Below are 23447 nucleotides of genomic sequence, written 5' to 3'. Positions count from 1 at the left end.
GAACGACCTATGTTTATTTAGGTGAAATTGGCTGATCTACAGGGAGTAAGCAAACTTAGGCTGACAAAATCGCGTATCGATAATCGGAGCTAAAAATGTCGAAAATGCGGCTCTTGAGTAATGTGGTTTTAAGCTGTTTCGAGGATAAATAACAATAAAATCGTGAAATTAACCTCACATTTCCATTTGTGTCATCTAAGCTGATAGAGTGTGATTAAGATTGCTGTGGTTCAGCGACTTTTCGTCTAACCTTAATGACATGGTGACCATAAGGCTTAAGTTCATAAGAGGAAACACTGAAGCATGAACGTCAATTTTATTAACCCTTTTCTGCAATCCCTGCTCAATGTCATTTCGACGATGGCAAGCATGGATCTCACTCCGGGCAAGCCCCAAATTAAAACCGACAACTTAGCCAAGGGTGATGTGTCCGGGTTAATTGGTATGGTTGGGCCGCAGACTAAGGGGTCGTTATCTATTACCTTTGAACAAAAACTGGTACTGCAGATCATGCAAAATATGCTTGGGGAAAACCCAGGTAAGATAAATGAAGAAGTCACCGATCTCGTGGGTGAAATCACCAACATGGTCACAGGTGGAGCAAAAAATCTTTTAGGACAAAAGGGTTACGAGTTCGAAATGGCAACCCCTATGGTGGTTTCGGGTAAAGGACATACCATTTCCCACAAAGCGAATGGCACCAAAATTATCATGCCCTTCAGCAGCCCATACGGCACTGCCTTTATTGAAATCTGCTTTGAAAATTAATCCGTTACCAACTCCCCTTTAGCCTTCCTTTCACGTCGCTCTGCAAGCTTGATTATTGCCTCCAAGGTGCAATAACCAAGTGCAGAACGGCTGACAGTTCTCTCAATCATCCGCTTTCAGGGCAAAAAAAACGGCGCAAATGCGCCGTTTTGGTATTCACTCCAATGGCTTATGCAAGACACACCGCAACCCTTGGAGTGAGTTTAGTCACTAACTCATAGGCGATGGTGCCAATATGTTCAGCCACTTCCTCAACGGGTAAAGCGGCGCCCCAGAGCAATGCTTCATCGCCCACAAGGTCTGTCGCATCAGCACCTAAATCAACAGTTAACATATCCATAGATACACGACCAACGATCGGTACTCGGCGACCATTAACCCACACGGGCGTGCCTTCTGGCGCATTACGCGGATAACCGTCGCCATAACCAATCGCGACAACGCCAAGGCGAGTATCTTGTTTCGCCGTCCAATAACAACCATAGCCAACGGGTTGTCCTGCCTTGTGGTCACGCACCGCAATTAAACGCGAGACTAAATTCATCGCCGGGATCAGACCATGGTTGGCGCCGCAATCCCCTGTCACCGGCGACACGCCATAGAGCGCGATCCCAGGGCGGATCCAGTCCCCTTGGCTCTTGGGCCAATAGAGGGCGCCCGCAGAATTGGCTAAGGTTCTAAACCCAGGTAAATCCGCGGTTAACTGATTAAAGGTTTGCATTTGCACTTGGGTGTAATGATTTTCAGGCTCATCGGCACAGGCAAAGTGAGTCATCAAATGGATGGGCTTGGCGACATTGTCACAGGCCATCAAGCGCGCATACACCTGCGTAAATTGCTCAGGGGTTACGCCTAAACGATGCATGCCGGAATCCACTTTCAACCATACAGTGACAGGTTTTGATAGCGTCGCCTGCTCTAACATTTCGATTTGCGACTCGTGGTGCACCACAGTATCGATATCGTGGGCCACCAACAAAGGTAAATCAGTGCTGCGAAAGAAGCCTTCAAGCAATAACAAGCGCGCCTTCACGCCACCAGCGCGCAGCTCTAAGGCCTCTTCTAAACGGGCTAAACCAAAGCCATCAGCCGTATGTAAACAATTGGCGACATTTAATAATCCATGACCATAACCATTGGCTTTCACCACCGCCATTACTTGGCTGCGACTCGCCTGTTGACGCAAGACGGCGAGATTGTTCTGCAGTGCACTACTGCTAATTTCTGCTCGGGGAAAAGGTTTCAAAATTTGCCTTGTCTATTTGAAAAGTCAGGAAATAAAAAGAATACGTAAACAGTGCTTAGCTTCTAACACCAGAAATTAATCTTCTTCAAACTGCGGGCCAGCGTAATTATCAAAACGGGAAAACTGGCCTTGGAAGGTCAAGCGCACACGTCCAATGGGGCCGTTACGCTGCTTACCGATAATGATTTCTGCGGTGCCCTTATCGGGAGAGTCGTTGTTATACACCTCATCACGGTAAATAAACATGATGAGGTCCGCATCCTGCTCAATAGAACCCGATTCACGTAAGTCCGAGTTTACTGGGCGCTTATCGGCACGTTGTTCGAGCGAGCGGTTAAGCTGAGAAAGTGCAATCACGGGGATCTCTAACTCTTTAGCCAATGCTTTGAGAGATCGAGAAATTTCGGCGATTTCTAGGGTACGGTTGTCCGATAACGCAGGTACTTGCATCAGCTGCAAGTAGTCGACCATGATCATCGATAAGCCGCCATGTTCACGGGCGATACGGCGAGCACGGCTGCGCACTTCGGTCGGGGTTAAGCCAGAACCGTCGTCGATATACATCTTGCCCTGCTCGAGCATAATCCCCATGGTCGAGGATACCCGCGCCCAATCCTCATCATCCAGTTGTCCGGTACGGATTTTAGTTTGGTCGACGCGGCCCAAGGAGGCCAACATACGCATCATGATCTGTTCCGAGGGCATCTCGAGACTGAAAATCAGCACAGGTTTGTCTTCATTCATCGCCGCCTGCTCGCAGAGGTTCATCGCGAAGGTGGTTTTACCCATAGAAGGACGCGCCGCGACGATAATCAAGTCGCCGGATTGGAAGCCCGCAGTCATACGGTCGAGATCGCTAAAACCACTCGACACCCCTGTCACACCGTTGTGTGGGTTGTTGTAGAGCTGCTCAATCTTATCGACGGTTTTTTCGAGAATGGTTTTAATGCCTTCGGGACCTTCGTTGGCATTGGTGCGCTGCTCGGCAATCTTAAAGACTTTACTCTCGGCCAAGTCGAGCAAGGCGCTGGAGTCACGCCCCTCGGGATTGTAACCCGCATCGGCAATCTCATGGGCGACGCGGATCATCTCCCGCACCACGGCGCGCTCGCGCACAATCTCGGCGTAGGAAACAATGTTACCCGCGCTCGGAGTGTTTTTGGCGATCTCACCTAAATAGGCAAAGCCGCCCGCTTCTTCGAGTTGATTTTCAACTTCAAGTTGTTCAGAAACCGTAATTAAGTCAATGGGTTGACCACTTTCGACCAAACGGTGCATGGCCGCAAAAATCATTCGGTGGGAGCGGGAATAAAAATCCTCTTTCACCACAGTCTCGGCCACTTTATCCCAAGCGTCGGCGTCTAACATCAGGCCACCTAAGACCGATTGTTCAGCCTCAATCGAATGCGGCGGCAGCTTTAAGCTATCGACCTGCACATCTGTCGGCTTATTCTTAGGTTTAAACGCACCTTGTTGTGACATTAACACTCCCGATTTCCAACAACTTAACAAAATATGATATAAAACCCGCGTCAAGCAAACAGGCCGTTTACATTCGCCTGTTACTTCATTCCAACGGACACTCTAACTAAAAATAAGGAAAGAACATGCGTATTGCATTGGTTGCAGCCTTAGTACTGACCTCTGGCGTAGCAACAGCCGATGAAGGACAATGGCAACCTTATCAAATGCCTTCAATTGCAGACAAACTCAGCGCGCGTGGAATCAATATTCCCGCTGACAAATTAGCCGATCTCACCAGTTATCCCATGAATGCCGTTGTTGGGCTGGGCTATTGTACCGCCAGTTTTGTCTCGCCCCAAGGGCTAGTTGTGACAAACCATCATTGTGCCTACAAGGCGATACAATATAACACTAAGAAAGAACATAACTATCTCGAACAGGGCTTTTTAGCCACCTCGATGGATAAAGAACCGTCGGCAGGTCCTAACGAGCGTTTATACATCACCGAAGCCGTGACCAATGTCACCAGCGATGTCACCAAAGACTTAAGTCAAGATCCGCTAAAACGCTACGAAGACATTGAAAACCACAGTAAAGCCTTGATCAAAAGCTGTGAGGCCGATGATAACTACCGCTGTAACGTGCGCAGCTTCCACAATGGCTTGGAATATTACCTTATCAAGCAATTGATGATCCGCGATGTGCGCTTGGTGTATGCGCCACCAGAAAGCGTTGGCGCTTACGGCGGTGATATTGATAACTACGAGTATCCACGCCACTCGGGCGATTTTGCCTTCCTGCGCGCCTATGTGGGTAAAGATGGCAAGCCTTCGGCCTACAGTGAAGATAACATTCCTTACACGCCAAAGAGTTACCTGAAAGTGAACGCCGATGGTGTGAAAGCAGGCGACGGCGTGTTTGTAGCGGGTTACCCTGGCGCCACCAGCCGTTATAACCTCACCAGCGAGCTTAAATTTGCCAGCGACTGGTTATACCCAACTCAGGCAAAACGCTATCAATTACAGATTGATACTATCGAAGCCATGGGTCAGGAAGATGCCGATATCGCTATTAAATATGCAGGCAATATGGCGTCGATGGCGAACCGGATGAAAAAACTCAACGGTCTGCTGGCTGGCTTTAAAGCCACGGATATCGTTGGTATTAAACAGCAACGCGAAGATGATTTTCTGGCTTGGTTAAAGAAAAACCCTAGCCTTAATCAAAACCTTATCAGCGAGCTAGAAGTTTTATTGGCCGAGCAGCAACTGCAAACCCAAACCAATTATTACTTCACCAATGCCCAATCAAGCACACTGCTCACTGCGGCCAATAGCCTCTATCGCTTAGCCAAGGAAAAGCAAAAGAGCGACGCCGAGCGTGAAATCGGTTACCAAGAGCGTGACCTTGCCATGTTCAGCTCGCGCCTGAAGCGTATCGACTCCAGCTTTGATGTTAAAGTCGATAAAACCCTGTGGTTACAAGATTTAAATGCCTACTTGTCGCAGCCTAATCGCGTTGCTGCTTTAGACAATATGCTGAATCTGGACGATAAAAACGTCAGCCTAGAAGCAAAACTCAATGGCCTGTATTCACTCACGACGCTAACCGACCAAGCGCAACGTCTGGCGTGGATGGACGCCGATGCCAAAACCTTTGAAACCAGCAGTGATCCTTTTATCCGCCTCGCTGTCGCGTTATACGACACTAATATGGCACAGGAAAAGGCAGAAAAAATCCTGGCGGGTAAACTGTCTACCGCGCGCCCTGCCTACATGGCCGCCGTTATCGACTACTACAAAGCCAACAACTGGCCTGTGTATCCCGATGCAAACGGTACCCTACGTATCAGCTACGGTATGGTCGATGGTTATCAATCCCGCGACGCCCTGTACAAACAGCCATTTACACGCCTCGATGGCATAGTCGCTAAGCACACCGGCGTTGAGCCTTATAACGCTCCGAAAAAACTGCTCGATGCGATTCATGAGCAGCGTTTTGGCGATCACTTAGTGAAATCTGTCTACCAAGATCCACGCGGCTGGATTTGCCGTCTGTTCTCTTGCTTAGACAAGCCAGAAGAGTTTAACTCTGTGCCAGTTAACTTCCTGTCGAGCGTGGATACCACAGGCGGCAACTCGGGCTCGCCCGTCTTTAACGGTAAAGGCGAACTCGTCGGTCTTAACTTCGATTCCACCTATGAAGCCATTACCAAGGACTGGTTCTTCAACCCTACCATCACCCGTGCCGTGCACGTGGATATTCGATATATCCTGTGGATGATGGATGAAGTCGACCATGCCGATAATTTAATTAAAGAACTCGAGTTAGTGAGAAATTAATATTTAATTAATATTCAGCATTAATGGATAATAAAATTCGCCAATATTAACTCAATTAATTTAACCGATATAAATTAAGCATATTTAAAAACCGTTCAAAGAATAATCTTTGGACGGTTTTTTATTTTAAGCAATTTACTAATTTGTGATCTATTACATTTTCCATTCGCCATAATAGTTCATCAACCATCTTAATTAGCATTATTTAAATCAAGAGAGATCATGGACAATTTGTCCAAGCACAAAATCAAAACAAGTGATAACACCCTCATAATGCAATAAATCACACCGTAAGCCTTTAAAATACAACAAACAGTGTTAGGCAACTAAGATCAATGCTACAACACACTGTATATAAAGAATAAACTTAAAAATACCAGATAAAGCACAAACGGAAAATCCTATTTTTATTTCTAAAAAATTATCAAAAACGACTAATAAAACCATTAAAAACGTCTATTTTATCAAAAAGAATAAAACTTGATCGCTCTCAATTTTTTTACAGAATCAATTTCCTATTATCCAGCCGTCTAAAACTTACCAATACGCTTTTGCCCGAGGCATAAGCTGCTAAATAAATACATTAAATAACACTGAAAATATAATTCAGGTTGAAAATGAGGAACGCGAAATCCTATGACAGCGACAACTTATCAACCGGGAGAAATCCAAGGGCTGATCAAGATAAATGCATCTAAATGTAAAGGATGTGATGCTTGTAAACAGTTCTGCCCAACCCATGCCATTCATGGCGCCTCGGGTGCAGTGCACTCTATTGATGAAGATAAATGCTTAAGCTGCGGCCAATGTTTAATTAACTGCCCCTTTAGCGCCATTGAAGAAACCCACAGCGCCCTTGAAACCGTCATTAAAAAGCTCGCCGATAAAAATACTACCGTCGTCGGCATTATCGCCCCTGCCGTGCGGGTAGCAATTGGTGAAGAATTCGGGTTAGGCACGGGCGAACTCGTGACGGGTAAGCTCTATGGCGCGATGAATCAGGCAGGCTTTAAGATTTTCGACTGTAACTTTGCCGCCGATCTCACCATCATGGAAGAAGGCAGTGAGTTTATTCATCGCCTCCATGCCAATGTCAAAGGTGAAGAAAATGCGGGTGCGCTACCGCAGTTCACCTCCTGCTGCCCTGGTTGGGTGCGCTACCTCGAAACCCGCTATCCAGCGCTACTGCCTAACCTATCCACCGCTAAATCCCCTCAGCAAATGGCAGGAACGGTCGCCAAAACCTATGGCGCTAAGGTGTATCAAATGCAGCCAGAGAATATTTTCACTGTCTCTGTGATGCCTTGTACCTCGAAAAAACTCGAAGCCTCACGCCCCGAATTTAACTCGGCTTGGCAATACCATCAGGAACAAGGTGCTAACACGCCCTCGTACCAAGATATTGATGCCGTGCTGACCACCCGAGAAATGGCTCAATTGCTCAAAATGCTCGATATCGACCTCGCTAATACCCCCGAATATCAAGGCGATAGCATGTTCTCTGAATACACAGGCGCGGGCACTATCTTTGGTACCACAGGGGGTGTGATGGAAGCGGCATTACGTACCGCCCATAAAGTGCTCACAGGCACTGAAATGGCCAAGTTGGAATTTGAACCCGTACGCGGGCTAAAAGGCGTCAAATCGGCTTCCGTCAGCCTGTTTGATACTCAGCTCAACCAGAATGTAACGGTCAATGTCGCAGTGGTACACGACATGGGCAACAACATCGAACCCGTGCTGCGCGACGTAATGGCTGGCACCTCGCCTTATCACTTTATCGAAGTGATGAACTGCGCTGGCGGTTGCGTCAACGGTGGAGGCCAACCTATTGAAGGTAAAGGCTCTTCTTGGCTAGGTAACATTTAACGGGAAACAGATATGAACAAGAAAAAACACCTATTTGCTGAGGACAGTTTCTTTCTGTCACGCCGTAAGTTTATGGCCGTAGGCGCTGCCTTTGTCGCCGCCTTAGCCATTCCTATTGGTTGGTTTAGCAGCAAGCTTGAGCGCCGCAATGAGTACATAAAGGCCAGAAGCCAAGGGTTATATAAGGACGACAGCCTAGCGAAAAAACGTGTTAGCCACGCCAACCCCGCGGTAGAGAAATACTACAAAGAATTCGGTGGCGAGCCTTTAGGACATATGTCCCATGAGCTACTGCACACCCACTTTGTCGACCGCACCAAATTAAGCTCTTGATTGGAGATGAAAAATGCATCAAGAACATGATATGAGACCCATTTTAAAACATCCGTTAAACGTCAGGATCTTCCACTACATTCTGCTACTGAGCTTTTTGCCGTTAGCCGCTACAGGTTTGTTATTGTTTTTTAAACCGCTTTCCCAGGAAGGCATGCAGCTAACCTATGATGTGCACATCATTGCGGGGATTATTATGGCCCTTGATGCCGTGGCATTTACCATCATGGCATTCGACCGAGTGGTGTTATTTATCGCCCGCGTGTTCAGCTTCTCCGAGCGCGACGTGAAATGGTTTATGGTGTTAGGCGGTTACCCACAGAAATTCTTACTGGGTAAAAAAGTGCCTATCCCTCCGATGAACAAGTACAACTCGGGCCAAAAGCTGTTTGGTGCCTGCGTACTGATTGGCGGCACAGTGCTTATCCTCTCAGGTTTAGTGCTGTGGCTTATCCCCCACGCCGCACCACGGGATATAGTGTGGTTTTTAGGTCAAGCCCATTTAGTCTCTGGCCTAGTGTTAACCGCCTTCTTACCAGTGCATTTATTCCTCGCGGTGTACCGCTTCGATGACTTCAAAGCCATGATGATCCACGGCAATGTGCCCTACCATGATGCCGCCGAGTACACCCCGCTATGGGTAAAAAATGAAATAGCCCCCGTCGCCACGAACGGCGAACAACTGACCAGCAAATAGCTAAGTCATCTGCGGCAGTTGCTCAACAACTGCCGCATTTCTGCATTCATATTCAAGGGCATAGATAACCATGAGCACACACGAGCATCATTCCATTACCGTCTCTGACTATAATCCCAACGTCAGCTTTATTGACGATCTGGCGATTTGGCAGGCCATTGAAGAGGCCAGCAATCCGAGTCGTGAACAAATCCAAGCCATTCTCGAAAAGGCGCGCCAATGCGAAGGCTTAAGCATTCGCGAAACCGCTCTCCTGCTACAAAATCAAGATAAAGCGCTGGATGAAGCACTCTTTGCCGTCGCCCGTGAGATTAAAAACACCATCTACGGCAATCGTATAGTGATGTTTGCGCCACTCTATGTCTCCAACCATTGTGCCAACAGTTGTAGTTACTGCGGCTTTAATGCCGATAACCATGAGCTGAAACGCAAGACCTTAAAACAGGATGAGATCCGCCAAGAGGTCACCATCCTCGAAGAAATGGGCCACAAACGGATCTTGGCCGTTTATGGCGAGCATCCACGCAACAATGTGCAAGCCATTATTGAAAGTATTCAAACCATGTACAGCGTGAAGCAGGGCAAGGGCGGCGAAATTCGCCGTATCAACGTCAACTGTGCGCCAATGAGTGTGGAGGACTTTAAACAGCTCAAAACGGCGGCGATAGGCACTTACCAATGCTTCCAAGAAACCTATCATCAAGACACTTACAGTGAAGTGCACCTAAAAGGTAAAAAAACTGACTTTTTATACCGCCTCTACGCCATGCACAGAGCCATGGAAGCGGGAATCGACGATGTCGGTATCGGCGCCCTCTTTGGCCTGTATGACCATAGATTTGAGCTGCTCGCTATGCTCACTCATGTTCAACAACTCGAAAAAGACTGTGGCGTTGGCCCGCATACTATCTCCTTTCCGCGGATAGAACCCGCCCATGGCTCTGCCCTTAGTGAAAAGCCGCCCTATGAGGTTGATGATGAGTGCTTTAAGCGTATCGTTGCCATCACTCGCCTCGCCGTACCTTATACAGGCTTGATTATGAGCACGCGGGAGAGCGCCGCAATGCGCAAAGAATTGTTAGAGCTTGGCGTTTCACAGATCAGTGCAGGCTCACGCACTGCACCCGGTGGTTATCAAGACAGCAAACAAAATCAACACGATGCCGAACAATTTAGCCTTGGCGATCATCGCGCCATGGATGAAATCATCTATGAATTAGTCACAGATTCGGATGCCATCCCCTCCTTCTGTACGGGCTGTTACCGTAAAGGGCGCACAGGCGACCACTTTATGGGATTAGCCAAGCAGCAGTTTATTGGCAAGTTCTGCCAGCCCAATGCCTTAATCACCTTTAGGGAATATCTGAACGACTACGCCAGCGATAAAACCCGTGAAGCAGGTAACGCCCTGATAGAGCGAGAACTCGCCAAAATGAGTCCATCACGGGAACGTAATGTGCGCGTTTGCCTGAAAAAAACCGATGCGGGTGAACGGGATATCTATTTGTAAATGGCATCTTATTTATTTTCTGAGCCCGGCGTGAAGTTGCATTTTGGCCTTAACACTAGCGCCTTACTGAATGCGATAGAGCACGCTAATGTAATCGTGTTACACGCGGCGATTTACAACAACTTTGTTAATAATGCTGTGGGGCAATTACTCTTACAGCGCTTACAAAGCGAAAGCTTCAAACAACTCACCCTGATAAAGCTTGAACCCACTGGTCCTTGGCGGGATGAATTCGCGACTATCCTAAGGCCCAAGATGCCGCGGCAGGAAATTGAGCAGCTGTATGAAATTTCCCGCCACTGGTGCGCCGAGCTTAAAACGCAGTTTCCTGAGGTCGTCAATTTAGTGTCGACCCAAGCGCTGCCACTGCAACCTATATTGCTAATTGGCGATAAACTCTTTGTCGGTCACTACGCCCACAGCCATACCACTTCGGCTCAGGGGCTTTGGATAGAGTTTGATGCTATTGCTTTAGGCCTTGCGCCAAACAGCTTAATCGATTGGTTTTATTCCGGCGTTAACACGACAGAAGACTCGCCGGTAGCAATAACCCTTGGCCGTTACGTAGAAGAATGTCGCCGCGCCGTGGGCGATCTCTGGTATCAAAGTGTGATAGCACTGGATAAGGAGCGTCACTGATGCATACCAGCCATATCCCAATCATTCAGCAAGCATCGTTCAATCTACAACCGAGTTTGCTCAAACCTATGGCGCTCAGCTATGCGCAAATCCTTGAGCTGCTTCAAGGGCAGGACGATGAATGGCTGTTTAGCCGCGCTCAGCTCGCCACTGAGCTCGAATTTAAGCAACAGGTCTATTTACGGGGCATTGTTGAATTCTCGAATCATTGCCGTAACCACTGCCATTACTGCGGACTGCGTAGCAAGAATCGGCAGGTAAAGCGTTATCGGCTATCAAACGAAGAAATCCTCAGCGCGGTGAATAACATAGCTGCACTCGGCCTCGGCACTGTGGTGCTGCAATCGGGGGATGATTTTAGCTACAGTTGTAAGCGCATCAGCGCCCTTATTAGTGAAATTAAGCAGCGCCATAACCTAGCAATCACTCTCTCCCTCGGTGATCGCAAACATCATGAGTTGGAAAACTGGCGTGAGGCGGGTGCCGATCGTTATTTACTCAAGATGGAAACCTTCGACCGCGCACTCTTTGCTCGCTGTCGCCCTAAAGCCCATTTCGATGAGCGCATCGCAAGACTTGCTCACCTTAAGTCACTCGGCTTTCAGACAGGTTCCGGCATTATCATCGATTTACCTGGGATGACAGATGCGATCTTAGCCCGCGATATTCAATGCTTAACTGAGCTGCAGCTCGATATGCTGGCCTGCGGCCCTTTTATCGCCCATGCGCAAACTCCATTTGCCACATCGCTCAATGGCAGCGCCCTTAAGAGCCATAGGGTGAGTGCGATTTTGCGACTGATGAATCCTGGGGCAAATATCCCCGCGACCAGCTCCCTCGATGCACTCGAAAAAGGCACTCGGGAACTGGCACTCAAGCGAGGCTGCAATGTGATTATGCCTTCCTTTACACCAACACAGGTGAGTGGTGACTACAGCATCTATCCAGGAAAAAACCAGCAACAACATCCGGCTGCGGAGCGACTTAATCATATCTGCCAGCAAATACAAAGCCATGGGCTAACCCCCTCCTTTAGCCGTGGTGATTCGAAAAGGACTCAATATGTGTCAAGGCATTAATCCACAAGAGCATTCCCAAAACCAATCGGCACCACGGGGCATGCGTTACCATATCGCCTTAGTCGGTCGACGCAATGCGGGTAAGTCATCCCTGCTCAATATGATCGCAGGGCAACAAATCTCCATAGTGTCCGATATTAAGGGCACCACGACAGATGCCGTAGCAAAGGCCTATGAGTTGCAGCCCCTAGGGCCTGTGACCTTTTACGACACGGCTGGGATCGATGATGACGGAGAATTAGGTGCTATGCGGGTGAAGGCGACTCGCAAAGTATTGTTCCGCTCCGATATGGCACTCTTAGTGGTGGACGAACAAGGGCTTTATCCATCGGATATTGCCTTAGTGAACGAAATACAGCAGATGCGAATGCCGATATTGGTGGTATTCAACAAGGCCGATATCTGTACACCTAAAGCTGAAAATATCGCCTTCTGCCAACAGCAATCCTTGCCCTTTATTGTGGTCTCGGCCACCACAGGTCTTGCGACCAAAATGCTTAAGCAGCAGATTATCGATTTAGCCCCCGCGGAATATAAGCAAGAACCCCTGCTAGCGGGCGACCTCTATCAATCGGGGGACGTTATTCTCTGCGTCGTACCAATCGATATGGCTGCACCTAAAGGACGCTTGATCCTGCCGCAGGTACAAATTCTTAGGGAAGCATTGGATCGCAGCGCGATCGCTATGGTGGTGAAAGAAACTGAACTAGAAAAGGCATTATCCGTCGTCACCCCCAAACTAGTTGTCTCCGATGCACAGGTGATTAAGCAAGTCGCCGCCCTAGTACCAGCATCTATTCCACTCACGACTTTCTCAACTCTGTTTGCACGTTTTAAAGGGGATTTGGCCACCCTTGCCGCAGGCGCGGAGGCGTTAGATAAATTGCAAGATGGCGATAAAGTGCTCATCGCCGAAGCCTGCAGCCACAATGTACAGGAAGATGATATCGGCAGAGTCAAACTCCCCCGCTGGATACATAGCTATACGGGTAAACAACTCGAATTTATCGTGACGTCCGGCCACGACTTTCCCGATGATTTAGAGCAATATGCCCTCGTCATCCACTGCGGTGCCTGTATGTTTAACCGCAATGAAATGCTCCGTCGCATCCACGAATGCCAGCGTCGCAATGTGCCTATCACTAACTATGGGGTCGCGATTTCAAAGCTACAGGGCGTGCTGCCACGGGTGCTCGCGCCTTTTAACAGCAGTCCTCAGTAATATTTGAGCCTTAGCTTCAGGCTTAGTTGTGATGAACTAGCTAAGCCTATTTATCCTTGATATGAAACAGATAGCCACTTACACAGCAATACGAGCTAAATCGCGCCCATAAAAAAACACCGCCGAAGCGGTGTTTTTCATTTAAAGCAGTTGGTAATTAAGCTTCTGCAACAACAGATACTTTAACAACAGCTTTAACTTCAGTGTGTAACTGAACTTCAACTTCGAAGTCGCCAGTAGTACGCAGAGCGCCTAATGGTAAACGAACTTCAGCTTTAGCCAGTTCAACGCCAGCAGCAGTTACTGCATCAGCGATGTCACGAGTGCCAACTGAACCAAACAGTTTGCCTTCATCACCAGCTTTAGAAGCGATAACAACAGCTTCCAGAGCAGCGATTTTTTCAGCGCGTTGGTTAGCAGCAGCCAGATCAGCAGCTAATTTAGCTTCTAATTCAGCGCGACGAGCTTCAAATACTTTAACGTTGCTTTCGTTAGCAACAACAGCTTTACCTTGTGGCAGCAGGTAGTTACGAGCGTAACCAGCTTTAACTGCAACTTGGTCACCCAGGTTACCCAGGTTAGCGATTTTATCAAGCAGAATAACGTTCATTATCAAATCCTCTATATTCGATTAGGAATACTGCAATTACTGATGTAAATCAGTGTATGGCAGTAGAGAAAGATAACGAGCACGCTTGATTGCGCGAGCTAGTTGACGCTGATATTTAGCACTAGTACCAGTGATACGGCTTGGAACGATCTTGCCGCTTTCAGTGATGTAGTTCTTTAAAGTAACGATATCTTTGTAATCAATTTCTGCAACACCTTCAGCGGTGAAACGGCAGAACTTGCGACGACGGAAATAACGTGCCATTTGACAGTCTCCTAAGTTTTCAATTCGACATTTTCGGCATGGATGACTAAGCGATTTTGGCCATTTCGCCCCTGTTGAAGCGTCATAAAACCTTGAACTTGTACTTCCACACCTGCTTTCAGATTGTCTGCCACGCTCTCAAAGCGTGGGCCACTCAATATCACTTGTATTTGTACGTAGACGTTGCGGAGCATATCTGCTTCATAACGCTGCGATTTGTGTTCTAGCATTATCACACTGTGTGCGATGCCTGCCGGGCTTTTAAAGCGTCTGGAACGGGTTATGGTTCCTGACAACACCAAGTTATTGGTGGTCACAGATAAACTTACTCAGCGATTTCTTCAGCGTTAGCTTCATCATATGAGCGGTCGCCAGCTGGGCCACGACGTGAATCGCGCTCATCTTTAGCTTTCGCCATTGGAGATGCTTCAGTAACGGCAACTTTAGTACGCATTACCATGTTACGCAGAACTGCGTCGTTGAAACGGAAAGCAGTTTCTAGCTCTTCAATCGTCTCTGCTGGTGCTTCAACGTTCATCAGAACGTAGTGAGCTTTGTGCAGGTCTTGGATTGGGTAAGCCAGTTGACGACGGCCCCAATCTTCTAAACGGTGGATTTTGCCGTTAGCTTCGGTGATTGCACCGGTGTAACGCTCAATCATACCTGGTACTTGTTCACTTTGATCTGGGTGAACCATAAATACGATTTCGTAATGACGCATTTATTGCTCCTTACGGTTATGTAGCCTCGTTATTGGCTCAGTCAGACCAAGTGGAGGCAAGGAACGAAAATAGTGACTGATTCGAGCGCGAGATAGTACAGAAAGCAGACGCGAAACTCAAGCAATAACTTTGCCTCAACCCTCAATACGGGTATGATGACGCCTCACCCCTATTCGGATATCAAACATCAGCCACTCAAGAACCCAGACTAATGTTACGAGCAATGCTAAAAGTTATCGCCCCTTTGAGTTTGTTTTGCCTATCTTTTCCGGCACTTGCGCTTGTACCTCCCGATTATCAGGAACCGCCAAGCGATTTTACTGCAGAAGTCGAAGCCGGCTTACAATTGAACACGGGCAATACCGAGTCGAGCAGTTTTAATGGTCGCACCCAGCTGATTTACGATGCCAAGCAAACGAAACAAGAAGCCACGCTAAAAGCGTATTTTGCTTCAGAGAAAAACCAAACCACCTCAGAGAAGTACGAACTCCAGCTGCAGAGCAACTATAAACTCACTAAGGGTTATATCTTTGGCCGTGGTGACTTTACTTGGGATCAGTTCGGTAGTTATACCCAAATCTCAACCCTTTCTTCGGGTTATGGTTTTAATGCCATCAGTACCTATAAGACCAAACTCAGCCTCGAAGTCGGTCCGGGTTATCGATACAACCTGCCTGCAGAATCGGTAGCTGAGCCCGATCCCGCCGCCGAAAAGGATGTGATTTTACGTACTGCGGCAAAGTTTTCGCAAAAATTGCAGGAATACACCAGCATCAATGCCGATCTCACCGCCGAGGTGGGCGAGAATAACAACACTCTCACCCTCGACATGAACTACAAGAACTTAGTGTTTCAAGATTGGGCATTTAAAATCGGCATGAACGTCAAGTACACCGAAGTGGTTCCCGAAGGCAGTAAGCAGACTGACACAGTCACCACCTTTAACCTGCTCTACACCTTTAGATAATCGAGGTACTCAGTGGTTTGGCTGAAACCAGGTTCACCCTCTCAGCCAAATCCCATTTCAGTCGAATTGAGTGACCCACACACAAAAATGATAACTCAGTCATTAAATCCCAACATATTGCAACACGGAATAAACACCAACTCCTGATATACTCTCCCTGCAACCATACAAGGAGTAGTTAATGGCAAATCCGCTACGCACTTTCGCCTCTTTATATAGCACGACTCTATTAACTGTGTTGGCAGGCGGTTTACTCACCACCTATTTAGGCCTGCGCCTGTCGGTGATGCACGTTCCACAGTTATGGATAGGCGGCATGATGTCGGCCTATTACGTCGGTCTGGTGGCAGGCTCTAAGATAGGTCACCGTTTGATTGCCCAAGTCGGGCATATTCGCGCCTTTGTCGCCAGCGCAGGAATAGTGGCCGCCTCCGCACTCGGCCACGCCTTAGTGGATGAGTTAGCGGTTTGGATCCTTTTAAGGCTTATCGTCGGTATGGGCATGATGTGCCAATACATGGTGCTTGAAAGCTGGCTCAATGAGCAGGCCGAAAGCAGCCAACGCGGCATTGTGTTCGCCAGCTACATGATAGTCTCGTATTTCGGTTTGATATTGGGCCAAGGTGCCATCAGCCTCTATCCTGAACTCGGCCTAGAGCCGCTGTTACTGATCGCCATCTGTTTTGCCCTGTGTATTGTCCCCATTTCCTTGACCCGCCGTATTCACCCTGCGCCACTGGTACCCGCGCCCTTAAAAATCGCCCATTATTGGCGCAAAGCCCCGCAAGCACTGACGACTATTGCGATAGGTAGCATGATTGTCGGCTCCTTTTACGGCTTGGCGCCCGCCTATGCGAGTAACTTAGGTTTACCACCCGAGAAAGTCGCCACCTATATGACGGCCACCATTCTTGCGGGTCTGCTGGCGCAATGGCCGATGGGGAAATTATCCGACATTATGTCCCGCAGCCGGCTTATCCGCATTAACTGCGTATTGCTTGGGATCTTAGCGTTAGCTATCGCCCTCACGCCTTACCACCCCACACTCTCACTGGTGATGACGTTTCTGTTCGGTATTCTTGGTTTTACCTTCTACCCTTTGGCGACGGCACTGGCCAACTCCCGTGTCGAGCAGAGCGAAAGGGTCGGTCTGTCGGCCACCATATTACTGACCTTCGGTCTTGGCGCCAGTATAGGTCCGCTTATCGCCTCAACCCTAATGCAATGGCTCGGCAATAGCATGCTCTATGGCTTTATGTCGGCCTGTACCTTAATTCTGTTTTTACGCCTGCGTTATGTTCACTCACAACAAAAGGCCGAAACCAATGTGACTCAAGACTACATCATGGCAACCGGTGACTTAGTCTCATCCCCCTTGGCGGCCGCGCTCGACCCAAGGGTTGATGTCGAATCGGTGCAGGAGCAAATGACCCCCACGCCCAGCGACGATGAAGAAGATTTAGGTGCCGATGCCCTCGAGGATAATGACACTGACAGCGAACAACAGCTGACATTCGAGTTTGACGTTAATCCAGAGCCGACTTTTATTGAGGCAGAAACGAACGTTCTCGAAGAGTCAGATCTCGATACGGTGAAAACCGCTTAAGGGGAATTTCAGTTATTCGAGACAATAAAAAAGACGGGCTAGCCCGTCTTTTTTATTGAAAGCTATCAATTAGCTACGGCGTTGACGCACGGCTTCGAATAGGCAGATACCCGTTGCGACCGACACGTTTAAGCTAGAAACGCTACCCGCCATCGGAATCGAAACCAAGGTATCACAACATTCACGACTTAAGCGGCGTAAGCCTTTGCCTTCGGCGCCCATCGCAATCGCCAGCGGCCCTTTAAGATCGGCTTGATATAACTCACAATCCGCTTCGCCTGCCGTGCCAACAATCCACACGCCCTTTTCCTGCAGATGACGCATGGTACGCGCAAGGTTAGTCACTTGGAATAAGGGCACAGTTTCGGCGGCGCCGCAGGCCACTTTACTCACCACAGCCGTTAAGCCTACTGAGTTGTCCTTAGGCACAATAATGCCCTGCACACCCGCAGCATCGGCGTTACGTAAGCAAGCACCTAGGTTATGCGGATCGGTAACACCATCTAAAATCAATAAAAATGGTAAATCGGTCTTACCTAACAACTCATCTAAGTCATGCTCACCAAGGATTTTAGCCGCCTTAACACGGGCAACAATGCCTTGGTGCTGAGCACTTTCGGCTTTATCGTCCAATACTTTGCGTGAGGTCACTTGGATGCTAGTGCCAAAGGCTTTAGCCTGGCGGATCAGCGGCGTTAAACGCTCATCTTCACGGCCCTGCAGCAGCCAAAGTTCAATAATGCGCTCAGGGCTGTGTTTTAACAGCGCTTCAACCGCGTGGATCCCAAAAATAATATCTTGTTTTTTCATTTACTTCTTTCTCGTGCTCCGCTTCGCGGCCTTTGGCTTTTTCGCCGAATTTTTTACGCTTTTCTTAGGTTTAGCGCCTGCTTTAGACTTGGACTTACTCGCCCCAGCTTTATCTGAACCGGCTTTCGATTTCGCACCTGTCGATTTAGCTGCCTTAGCCATTTTTGCGCCTTCACGGTTTACCCGCTCACGCGCTGTCATCGGTTTTTCTCGACTCGGCGCAGACTTACGGCGACCGCCTTTTCCGCTATCGCCAAGCATGACTAAGTCAATCTGTCTATCATCCAAGTTTACCGCAGCCACTTTTACCGTGACGGGGTCACCCACTTGATAGATTTGACCTGTATGCTCGCCAATCAAACGCTGACGCATAGGGTCGAACTGATAATAATCGCTGCCCAAACTAGAAATATGTACTAAGCCATCGATAAATAAGTCATTTAAGCGAACGAATAAACCAAAGTTAGTGACAGAGGCAATAACCGCCTCGAAGGTGTCACCTACATGGTCCTGCATAAATTCACATTTCAACCAGTCGCTTACATCACGGGTCGCTTCATCGGCACGGCGCTCGGTGTTCGAACATTCTTCGCCTAAAAGGTCTAACTCATCGAGTTGATAATGGTAGCCACCATCGGATGTCCACTTCTCATTGGCTTCACCTTTTTCCTTCGCCAATAAATAGCGGATCACGCGGTGAAGCACTAAGTCAGGATAACGACGAATTGGCGAAGTGAAGTGCGCATATTCTTCGAGTGCTAAACCAAAGTGGCCTTCGTTATCAGGTGTGTAGATAGCTTGGCGCATTGAGCGCAGTAACATCACTTGGATAAGCTCGGCATCGGGCCTATCGGCGATTTGCAGCATCACATTCTGGTAATCCGCAGGTGTTGGCTCGAGTCCGCCGCCCATGCTTAAACCTCGTTCGGCCAGAAACTCTTTAAAGTTTGCGAGCTTCTGCTCAGAGGGCGATTCATGCACGCGATAGAGGATTTCACCCTTGTGCTTTTTCACAAACTTAGCGGCCGATACGTTGGCCAAAATCATACATTCTTCAATGATTTTATGAGCTTGATTACGCGCTCTTGGCACAATCTTATCGATCTTGCGCTGGTCGTTAAAAATAAACTGCGTTTCTAGGGTCTCAAAGGCAATCGCCCCACGCTCGGCGCGCTGTTCATCGAGCGCCAAATAAAGCGACTGCAAACATTGCAGATGCGGGAATAGCGCTTCATGCTCAGGCGCAATCGGTCCGCCTTCGAGCATGGCAGCTACTTGGGTGTAAGTGAAACGCGCATGTGAATGCATCACTGCGGGATAAAACTTATAACCCGACAGCTTACCGCGTGCCGAAATCGTCATCTCAGCGACCATACACAGGCGGTCGACATGGGGATTGAGCGAGCACAGGCCGTTAGAGATTTTCTCCGGCAGCATAGGGATCACTTGCGATGGGAAGTATACCGAGTTACCACGGGCACGGGCTTCGGTATCTAAGGCCGAATCGGTACGCACGTAGTAGCTCACATCCGCAATCGCCACCCATAGACGCCATCCACCACTGGGTTTGACTTCGGCGTATACTGCATCGTCAAAGTCGCGGGCATCTTCGCCATCGATAGTCACTAAGGGCAGGTCTCGCAGATCGACGCGGCCAACCTTATCGGCTTCAGTCACTTCATCAGGGATCCGGCGCAGTTTTTTCTCAATCACAGCCGACCAAGTGTGGGGTAAATCGTAATTACGCAGGGCAATTTCGATTTCCATTCCTGGCGCCATTTGTTTGCCGAGCACCTCAGTGACTTTACCAGCCGCTTTAACGAATCGACCCGGACGACGGGTCAGTTCAACCACGACCACATCGCCTTGACGGGCGCCATTGCGATCTTCGGTAGCGATTAAGATTTCTTGGGTAATGCGCTTATCATCGGCAATCACAAATGCCATGCCGCTATCGACATGGAATCGCCCCACAATGGCGGCACTGCGCGGTTGGATCAGACGGACGATACGGGCCTCGCGGCGGCCTTTACGGTCCATACCAGCTTTTTGTGCCAGTACTTTATCGCCATGGAAATACATCAGCATGTCGCGATTTGAGATAAATAAATCGTCGCCACCTTCGTCAGGTTTAAAGAAGCCGTAGCCTTCTCTGTGCCCAAGGACAGTGCCGGAAATCAGATCCATTTTTTCAGGTAAGCCGTAGCTTTGACCGCGGGTAAATACCAGTTCACCATCGCGCTCCATCGCCCGTAAACGGCGACGCAGGGCTTCTAACTGTTCTTCATCATGGATCTGCAGTGCAACAGCGATGCTGTCACGGGTAATAGGTGATTTTTGAGAACGTAAGTACTCGATAATATACTCACGACTTGGGATAGGGTTTTCGTACTTATCCTGTTCACGCTCGAAATGAGGGTCTTTGATCATTCAATATCCAATATTTCTGTCTCAATCTGTAGAGACAACTCAACGGGTTCGCAAGTGCTCTTGCTGGGCCCGCGCCACTGCACTGGCGGGCATTTTAGCGGCTAACACCTGCAGTAATGACAAGGCTTTTTTCTTGGTCGCCTCATCGGTAAATACATTGTTGTATAACCAGTTATAGGCCATTTCATAGTCCCTTGGACTACCATAACCTTCACCGTATAAACGAACCAGCATCATCCGCGCGGCTAAACTGCCGCTCGCCGCCGCTGGCAATAAATAATTGACCGCACGGTCTTTATTACGAATAACAAACTTACCATTTTGATAATATTCGGCAAGTTTCACCATGGCCTCGGGGCTACCCTGCTCGGCCGCCTCTTGCAATAATCCCATCCCTTTGACTGCATTGGCTTTTACGCAGGTGCCATGGTTGAGCATTTCCCCCCACAAAAACTGATACAGGGGCTGCTTTAAGACTTCTGCACGCGCTTCGATGTCTTGCACTAACTGACAGTCATCTTGCTTAACTCTTGCCAGATATTTTTCGCCGCGGATCATTTCAAGTAATTGATCTTGAGAATAAATATCCACCGCCTGTGTTTCAGCAAAGCACATTGAAGATACTAAGGGCAGCAGCGCAACTAATGCAGTACGTAGCATAACGACTCTCAATGACAATAGGGTGAATACTTGCATCGGCAGTATAACCTATTTCTTGAGCTCAAGCCGAATTTCTAACCACAGAAAACAAACAGGAAGGCACAACAAAGGAAGAAAAGGCCGTGGAACACGGCCTCTACGATTTTAGTTAAATGGGCTAACTAAAATCATCGTTTCATTACGGTCTGGACCGGTAGAAATGATGTCGATCGGCGTTTCTAACAACTCTTCAATACGCTTGATGTAGTTGATAGCTGCTTGCGGTAACTGCTCTAAAGAGGTCGCACCGAAAGTTGACTCGCTCCAGCCTGGCATAGTTTCATAAACAGGCGTGACCTGCTCATAACCTTCAGCCGCTAATGGCGTAACCTTAGAGATAGTGCCATCTGGATGTTGGTAACCCACACAGATCTTCACCTCTTTCAGGCCATCGAGTACGTCTAACTTAGTTAAGCAGAAGCCGCTTACACTGTTGATTTGTACTGCGCGGCGCATTGCCACTGCATCTAACCAACCGGGACGACGCTTACGACCAGTAGTCGCACCAAATTCATGACCTTTAGTTCCTAAATGATCACCCACTTCACATAAGAGTTCAGTTGGGAAAGGACCAGCACCCACGCGAGTGGTGTATGCCTTGATGATACCTAAGACATAGTCTAAATGACGTGGACCAAAGCCGCTGCCTGTCGCCACACCACCTGCGGTAGTGTTTGACGAAGTCACAAACGGATAAGTACCGTGGTCGATGTCTAACAGCGTACCTTGTGCACCTTCGAACAGAATTGGCTCACCCGCTTTACGCGCGTTATCCAACAGTTCAGTTACGTCAACACACATGCTCTTCAGGTAGTCAGCTAAGGCTAACGCGTCGCTCAGTGTTTGCTCGTAATCTACGGCGTCAACTTTGTAGTACTCTGTCAGCATAAAGTTATGATATGCCATAACTTCTTTCAGCTTTTCAGCAAATAGTTCAGCATTGAACAGATCGCCAACACGCAGACCGCGACGGGAAATCTTGTCTTCATACGCAGGACCAATACCACGACCCGTAGTACCAATAGCTTTGTTACCGCGCGCTTTTTCGCGAGCGATGTCTAATGCACAGTGGAATGGTAGGATCAGCGGACATGCTTCAGAGATCAGCAGACGTTCCTCAACAGGAATGCCGCGCTCTTTGAGCATTTTGATCTCTTTCATCAGGGCGTCAGGTGCAAGCACCACACCGTTACCGATAATGCATTTCACATTGTCGCGTAGGATGCCTGATGGGATCAGATGAAGTACGGTTTTATCGCCATTGATCACTAGAGTGTGACCCGCGTTGTGACCGCCTTGGTAGCGAACTACATATTTTGCCTGTTCTGTTAGAAGGTCGACAATCTTACCTTTTCCTTCGTCACCCCATTGAGTGCCGAGAACAACTACGTTTTTGCCCATTGTTTGCTGCAAGGTTGTGGTTAAAAAAGAATTCTAACAGATTTTAAACCGCAAGTGGTAAGGCATTTATGAAAAAATAATCAAAATGACCAGCCCTGCGGTGACTAAAGAACCGCCTATTCGGCGTAAAACTTGCTGATTTTGATGGGAAAGCTCGTTTAAATATCGGCGCCATTTATTGGGGAATAACAAAGGCCCCACACCCTCTAAAATCAACACCAATGCCACGGCCAGCATAAATAACTGTAAGCTCATCTTCCCCTCTCTTCGAACTGTCAGCAAAAAACACTTTCATTAACGCGAGCATAGCCAATTTTAGGCAATAAAAAACCCAGCATAAGCTGGGTTTTTTGAGATTCCAAAACGTATTAACGCTTAGAGAATTGTGGCTTACGACGTGCTTTACGTAGACCCACTTTCTTACGCTCAACTTTACGAGCGTCACGGGTTACGAAACCAGCAGAACGTAATGATGGACGCAGAGCTTCATCTAATTGCATCAGAGCACGAGTGATACCGTGACGGATTGCACCTGCTTGGCCAGTGATACCACCGCCCTTAACAGTTACATAGATGTCCAGCTTGTCAGTCATTTCAACTAGTTCTAATGGTTGACGAACAACCATACGAGCAGTTTCACGACCAAAGTATTGGTCCAAAGGACGTTGATTTACAACGATGTTGCCACTACCAGCTTTAGCGAATACGCGTGCTGTAGAGGTTTTGCGACGGCCAGTGCCGTAGTACTGAGTTGCAGCCATTTGCTTAA

Annotated in this window: 23 protein-coding genes; 11 read left to right on the top strand and 12 right to left on the bottom strand. The window is 48.3% G+C overall.

Annotated elements, in window-relative coordinates; all coding sequences use genetic code 11:
* Positions 1-303: 303 nt before the first annotated feature.
* The gene (locus SHEWANA3_RS03760; protein WP_011715879.1) at positions 304-768 is read left to right on the top strand and encodes a chemotaxis protein CheX; all 465 of its coding nucleotides are present in this window, start codon (positions 304-306) and stop codon (positions 766-768) included.
* 169 nt (positions 769-937) lie between these two features.
* On the opposite strand, the gene alr is transcribed toward SHEWANA3_RS03760, so the two are convergent.
* Together alr and dnaB are read right to left on the bottom strand one after the other, a co-directional pair.
* Positions 938-2014 (bottom strand): alanine racemase, encoded by a 1077-nt coding sequence (alr, locus tag SHEWANA3_RS03755; RefSeq protein ID WP_011715878.1) that lies wholly within the window; start codon positions 2012-2014, stop codon positions 938-940.
* Positions 2015-2089: 75 nt separating this feature from the next.
* Positions 2090-3496, bottom strand: coding sequence for a replicative DNA helicase (gene dnaB / locus SHEWANA3_RS03750; protein WP_011715877.1), 1407 nt, complete (start codon positions 3494-3496; stop codon positions 2090-2092).
* A 125-nt stretch (positions 3497-3621) separates the two neighbouring features.
* On the opposite strand from dnaB, the gene SHEWANA3_RS03745 reads away from it, so the two are divergent.
* The 8 genes from SHEWANA3_RS03745 to hydF all read left to right on the top strand — a co-directional run bounded on the left by SHEWANA3_RS03745 (position 3622) and on the right by hydF (position 13169).
* On the top strand, positions 3622-5820 hold the full coding sequence (locus SHEWANA3_RS03745) for a S46 family peptidase (protein ID WP_011715876.1): 2199 nt from the start codon (positions 3622-3624) through the stop codon (positions 5818-5820).
* Positions 5821-6456: 636 nt separating this feature from the next.
* Entirely contained in the window at positions 6457-7689 is a 1233-nt protein-coding gene (gene hydA / locus SHEWANA3_RS03740) for an iron hydrogenase large subunit HydA (RefSeq protein ID WP_011715875.1), read from the top strand.
* A 12-nt stretch (positions 7690-7701) separates the two neighbouring features.
* Complete coding sequence (hydB, locus tag SHEWANA3_RS03735) at positions 7702-8022, top strand: iron hydrogenase small subunit HydB (protein WP_011715874.1); 321 nt, start codon at positions 7702-7704, stop codon at positions 8020-8022.
* 13 nt (positions 8023-8035) lie between these two features.
* Positions 8036-8719, top strand: a complete 684-nt coding sequence (locus tag SHEWANA3_RS03730; protein WP_011715873.1) for a cytochrome b/b6 domain-containing protein — start codon at positions 8036-8038, stop codon at positions 8717-8719.
* Between the two features lie 70 nt (positions 8720-8789).
* On the top strand, positions 8790-10229 hold the full coding sequence (hydG, locus tag SHEWANA3_RS03725) for a [FeFe] hydrogenase H-cluster radical SAM maturase HydG (RefSeq protein WP_011715872.1): 1440 nt from the start codon (positions 8790-8792) through the stop codon (positions 10227-10229).
* On the top strand, positions 10230-10868 hold the full coding sequence (locus SHEWANA3_RS03720) for a hypothetical protein (protein WP_011715871.1): 639 nt from the start codon (positions 10230-10232) through the stop codon (positions 10866-10868).
* Positions 10868-11947 (top strand): [FeFe] hydrogenase H-cluster radical SAM maturase HydE, encoded by a 1080-nt coding sequence (gene hydE, locus SHEWANA3_RS03715; RefSeq protein ID WP_011715870.1) that lies wholly within the window; start codon positions 10868-10870, stop codon positions 11945-11947. Before SHEWANA3_RS03720 ends, hydE begins: the two co-directional genes overlap by 1 nt.
* Positions 11931-13169 (top strand): [FeFe] hydrogenase H-cluster maturation GTPase HydF, encoded by a 1239-nt coding sequence (hydF, locus tag SHEWANA3_RS03710; protein ID WP_011715869.1) that lies wholly within the window; start codon positions 11931-11933, stop codon positions 13167-13169. The genes hydE and hydF overlap by 17 nt, the downstream gene beginning before the upstream one ends.
* Positions 13170-13326: 157 nt before the next feature.
* Here the strand turns inward: hydF and rplI are convergent, their stop codons facing one another.
* The 4 genes from rplI to rpsF are packed head-to-tail and all read right to left on the bottom strand — an operon-like array spanning position 13327 to position 14764.
* On the bottom strand, positions 13327-13779 hold the full coding sequence (gene rplI, locus SHEWANA3_RS03705; RefSeq protein ID WP_011623996.1) for a 50S ribosomal protein L9: 453 nt from the start codon (positions 13777-13779) through the stop codon (positions 13327-13329).
* A 36-nt stretch (positions 13780-13815) separates the two neighbouring features.
* On the bottom strand, positions 13816-14043 hold the full coding sequence (gene rpsR, locus SHEWANA3_RS03700) for a 30S ribosomal protein S18 (RefSeq protein ID WP_006083042.1): 228 nt from the start codon (positions 14041-14043) through the stop codon (positions 13816-13818).
* Positions 14044-14054: 11 nt separating this feature from the next.
* Positions 14055-14360 carry a primosomal replication protein N gene (priB, locus tag SHEWANA3_RS03695; RefSeq protein ID WP_011073673.1) on the bottom strand — a complete coding sequence of 102 codons (306 nt, stop codon included), beginning with the start codon at positions 14358-14360 and terminating at the stop codon, positions 14055-14057.
* An 8-nt stretch (positions 14361-14368) separates the two neighbouring features.
* Positions 14369-14764 carry a 30S ribosomal protein S6 gene (gene rpsF / locus SHEWANA3_RS03690; RefSeq protein WP_011715868.1) on the bottom strand — a complete coding sequence of 132 codons (396 nt, stop codon included), beginning with the start codon at positions 14762-14764 and terminating at the stop codon, positions 14369-14371.
* 224 nt (positions 14765-14988) lie between these two features.
* Between rpsF and SHEWANA3_RS03685 the strand changes: the two genes are divergently transcribed.
* Both SHEWANA3_RS03685 and SHEWANA3_RS03680 read left to right on the top strand, forming a co-directional pair.
* Positions 14989-15732, top strand: a complete 744-nt coding sequence (locus tag SHEWANA3_RS03685; protein ID WP_041412545.1) for a DUF481 domain-containing protein — start codon at positions 14989-14991, stop codon at positions 15730-15732.
* A gap of 181 nt (positions 15733-15913) precedes the next feature.
* Entirely contained in the window at positions 15914-17338 is a 1425-nt protein-coding gene (locus SHEWANA3_RS03680; RefSeq protein ID WP_011715866.1) for an MFS transporter, read from the top strand.
* Between the two features lie 69 nt (positions 17339-17407).
* Here SHEWANA3_RS03680 and rlmB read toward each other — a convergent pair whose 3' ends face one another.
* From rlmB to rpsI, 6 genes are all read right to left on the bottom strand, one after another.
* Positions 17408-18148 (bottom strand): 23S rRNA (guanosine(2251)-2'-O)-methyltransferase RlmB, encoded by a 741-nt coding sequence (gene rlmB / locus SHEWANA3_RS03675; protein WP_011715865.1) that lies wholly within the window; start codon positions 18146-18148, stop codon positions 17408-17410.
* Positions 18149-20578 (bottom strand): ribonuclease R, encoded by a 2430-nt coding sequence (rnr, locus tag SHEWANA3_RS03670; RefSeq protein WP_011715864.1) that lies wholly within the window; start codon positions 20576-20578, stop codon positions 18149-18151. It abuts the gene before it with no gap.
* Positions 20579-20617: 39 nt separating this feature from the next.
* Positions 20618-21274: a flagellar protein MotX gene (motX, locus tag SHEWANA3_RS03665; RefSeq protein WP_011715863.1), complete on the bottom strand. Its 657-nt coding sequence runs from the start codon at positions 21272-21274 to the stop codon at positions 20618-20620.
* Positions 21275-21382: 108 nt separating this feature from the next.
* A complete protein-coding gene (locus tag SHEWANA3_RS03660; protein ID WP_011715862.1) occupies positions 21383-22678 on the bottom strand; it encodes an adenylosuccinate synthase in 1296 nt (431 codons plus the stop codon).
* A 66-nt stretch (positions 22679-22744) separates the two neighbouring features.
* Positions 22745-22933 (bottom strand): DUF2065 domain-containing protein, encoded by a 189-nt coding sequence (locus tag SHEWANA3_RS03655; protein ID WP_011715861.1) that lies wholly within the window; start codon positions 22931-22933, stop codon positions 22745-22747.
* Positions 22934-23046: 113 nt separating this feature from the next.
* Positions 23047-23439: a 30S ribosomal protein S9 gene (gene rpsI / locus SHEWANA3_RS03650; protein ID WP_006083052.1), complete on the bottom strand. Its 393-nt coding sequence runs from the start codon at positions 23437-23439 to the stop codon at positions 23047-23049.
* Between the last annotated feature and the right edge of the window lie 8 nt (positions 23440-23447).

This window comes from Shewanella sp. ANA-3, assembly GCF_000203935.1.
GTDB lineage: Bacteria > Pseudomonadota > Gammaproteobacteria > Enterobacterales > Shewanellaceae > Shewanella.
The sequence above is the reverse complement of the archived record's forward strand: the minus strand, read 5'-3'. Positions and strand labels throughout refer to the sequence as shown.

Excerpts from the sequence above, each read along its gene's own strand:
- SHEWANA3_RS03760 (WP_011715879.1), top strand. The coding sequence starts at position 304 with ATGAACGTCAATTTTATTAACCCTTTTCTGCAATCCCTGCTCAATGTC.
- SHEWANA3_RS03660 (WP_011715862.1), bottom strand. The coding sequence starts at position 22,678 with ATGGGCAAAAACGTAGTTGTTCTCGGCACTCAATGGGGTGACGAAGGA.
- SHEWANA3_RS03745 (WP_011715876.1), top strand. The coding sequence starts at position 3,622 with ATGCGTATTGCATTGGTTGCAGCCTTAGTACTGACCTCTGGCGTAGCA.
- SHEWANA3_RS03685 (WP_041412545.1), top strand. The coding sequence starts at position 14,989 with ATGCTAAAAGTTATCGCCCCTTTGAGTTTGTTTTGCCTATCTTTTCCG.
- SHEWANA3_RS03730 (WP_011715873.1), top strand. The coding sequence starts at position 8,036 with ATGCATCAAGAACATGATATGAGACCCATTTTAAAACATCCGTTAAAC.
- SHEWANA3_RS03720 (WP_011715871.1), top strand. The coding sequence starts at position 10,230 with ATGGCATCTTATTTATTTTCTGAGCCCGGCGTGAAGTTGCATTTTGGC.
- rpsR (WP_006083042.1), bottom strand. The coding sequence starts at position 14,043 with ATGGCACGTTATTTCCGTCGTCGCAAGTTCTGCCGTTTCACCGCTGAA.
- SHEWANA3_RS03655 (WP_011715861.1), bottom strand. The coding sequence starts at position 22,933 with ATGAGCTTACAGTTATTTATGCTGGCCGTGGCATTGGTGTTGATTTTA.
- rplI (WP_011623996.1), bottom strand. The coding sequence starts at position 13,779 with ATGAACGTTATTCTGCTTGATAAAATCGCTAACCTGGGTAACCTGGGT.
- rnr (WP_011715864.1), bottom strand. The coding sequence starts at position 20,578 with ATGATCAAAGACCCTCATTTCGAGCGTGAACAGGATAAGTACGAAAAC.
- hydG (WP_011715872.1), top strand. The coding sequence starts at position 8,790 with ATGAGCACACACGAGCATCATTCCATTACCGTCTCTGACTATAATCCC.
- SHEWANA3_RS03680 (WP_011715866.1), top strand. The coding sequence starts at position 15,914 with ATGGCAAATCCGCTACGCACTTTCGCCTCTTTATATAGCACGACTCTA.
- rpsF (WP_011715868.1), bottom strand. The coding sequence starts at position 14,764 with ATGCGTCATTACGAAATCGTATTTATGGTTCACCCAGATCAAAGTGAA.
- hydF (WP_011715869.1), top strand. The coding sequence starts at position 11,931 with ATGTGTCAAGGCATTAATCCACAAGAGCATTCCCAAAACCAATCGGCA.
- hydE (WP_011715870.1), top strand. The coding sequence starts at position 10,868 with ATGCATACCAGCCATATCCCAATCATTCAGCAAGCATCGTTCAATCTA.
- hydA (WP_011715875.1), top strand. The coding sequence starts at position 6,457 with ATGACAGCGACAACTTATCAACCGGGAGAAATCCAAGGGCTGATCAAG.
- dnaB (WP_011715877.1), bottom strand. The coding sequence starts at position 3,496 with ATGTCACAACAAGGTGCGTTTAAACCTAAGAATAAGCCGACAGATGTG.
- rpsI (WP_006083052.1), bottom strand. The coding sequence starts at position 23,439 with ATGGCTGCAACTCAGTACTACGGCACTGGCCGTCGCAAAACCTCTACA.
- rlmB (WP_011715865.1), bottom strand. The coding sequence starts at position 18,148 with ATGAAAAAACAAGATATTATTTTTGGGATCCACGCGGTTGAAGCGCTG.
- hydB (WP_011715874.1), top strand. The coding sequence starts at position 7,702 with ATGAACAAGAAAAAACACCTATTTGCTGAGGACAGTTTCTTTCTGTCA.
- motX (WP_011715863.1), bottom strand. The coding sequence starts at position 21,274 with ATGCAAGTATTCACCCTATTGTCATTGAGAGTCGTTATGCTACGTACT.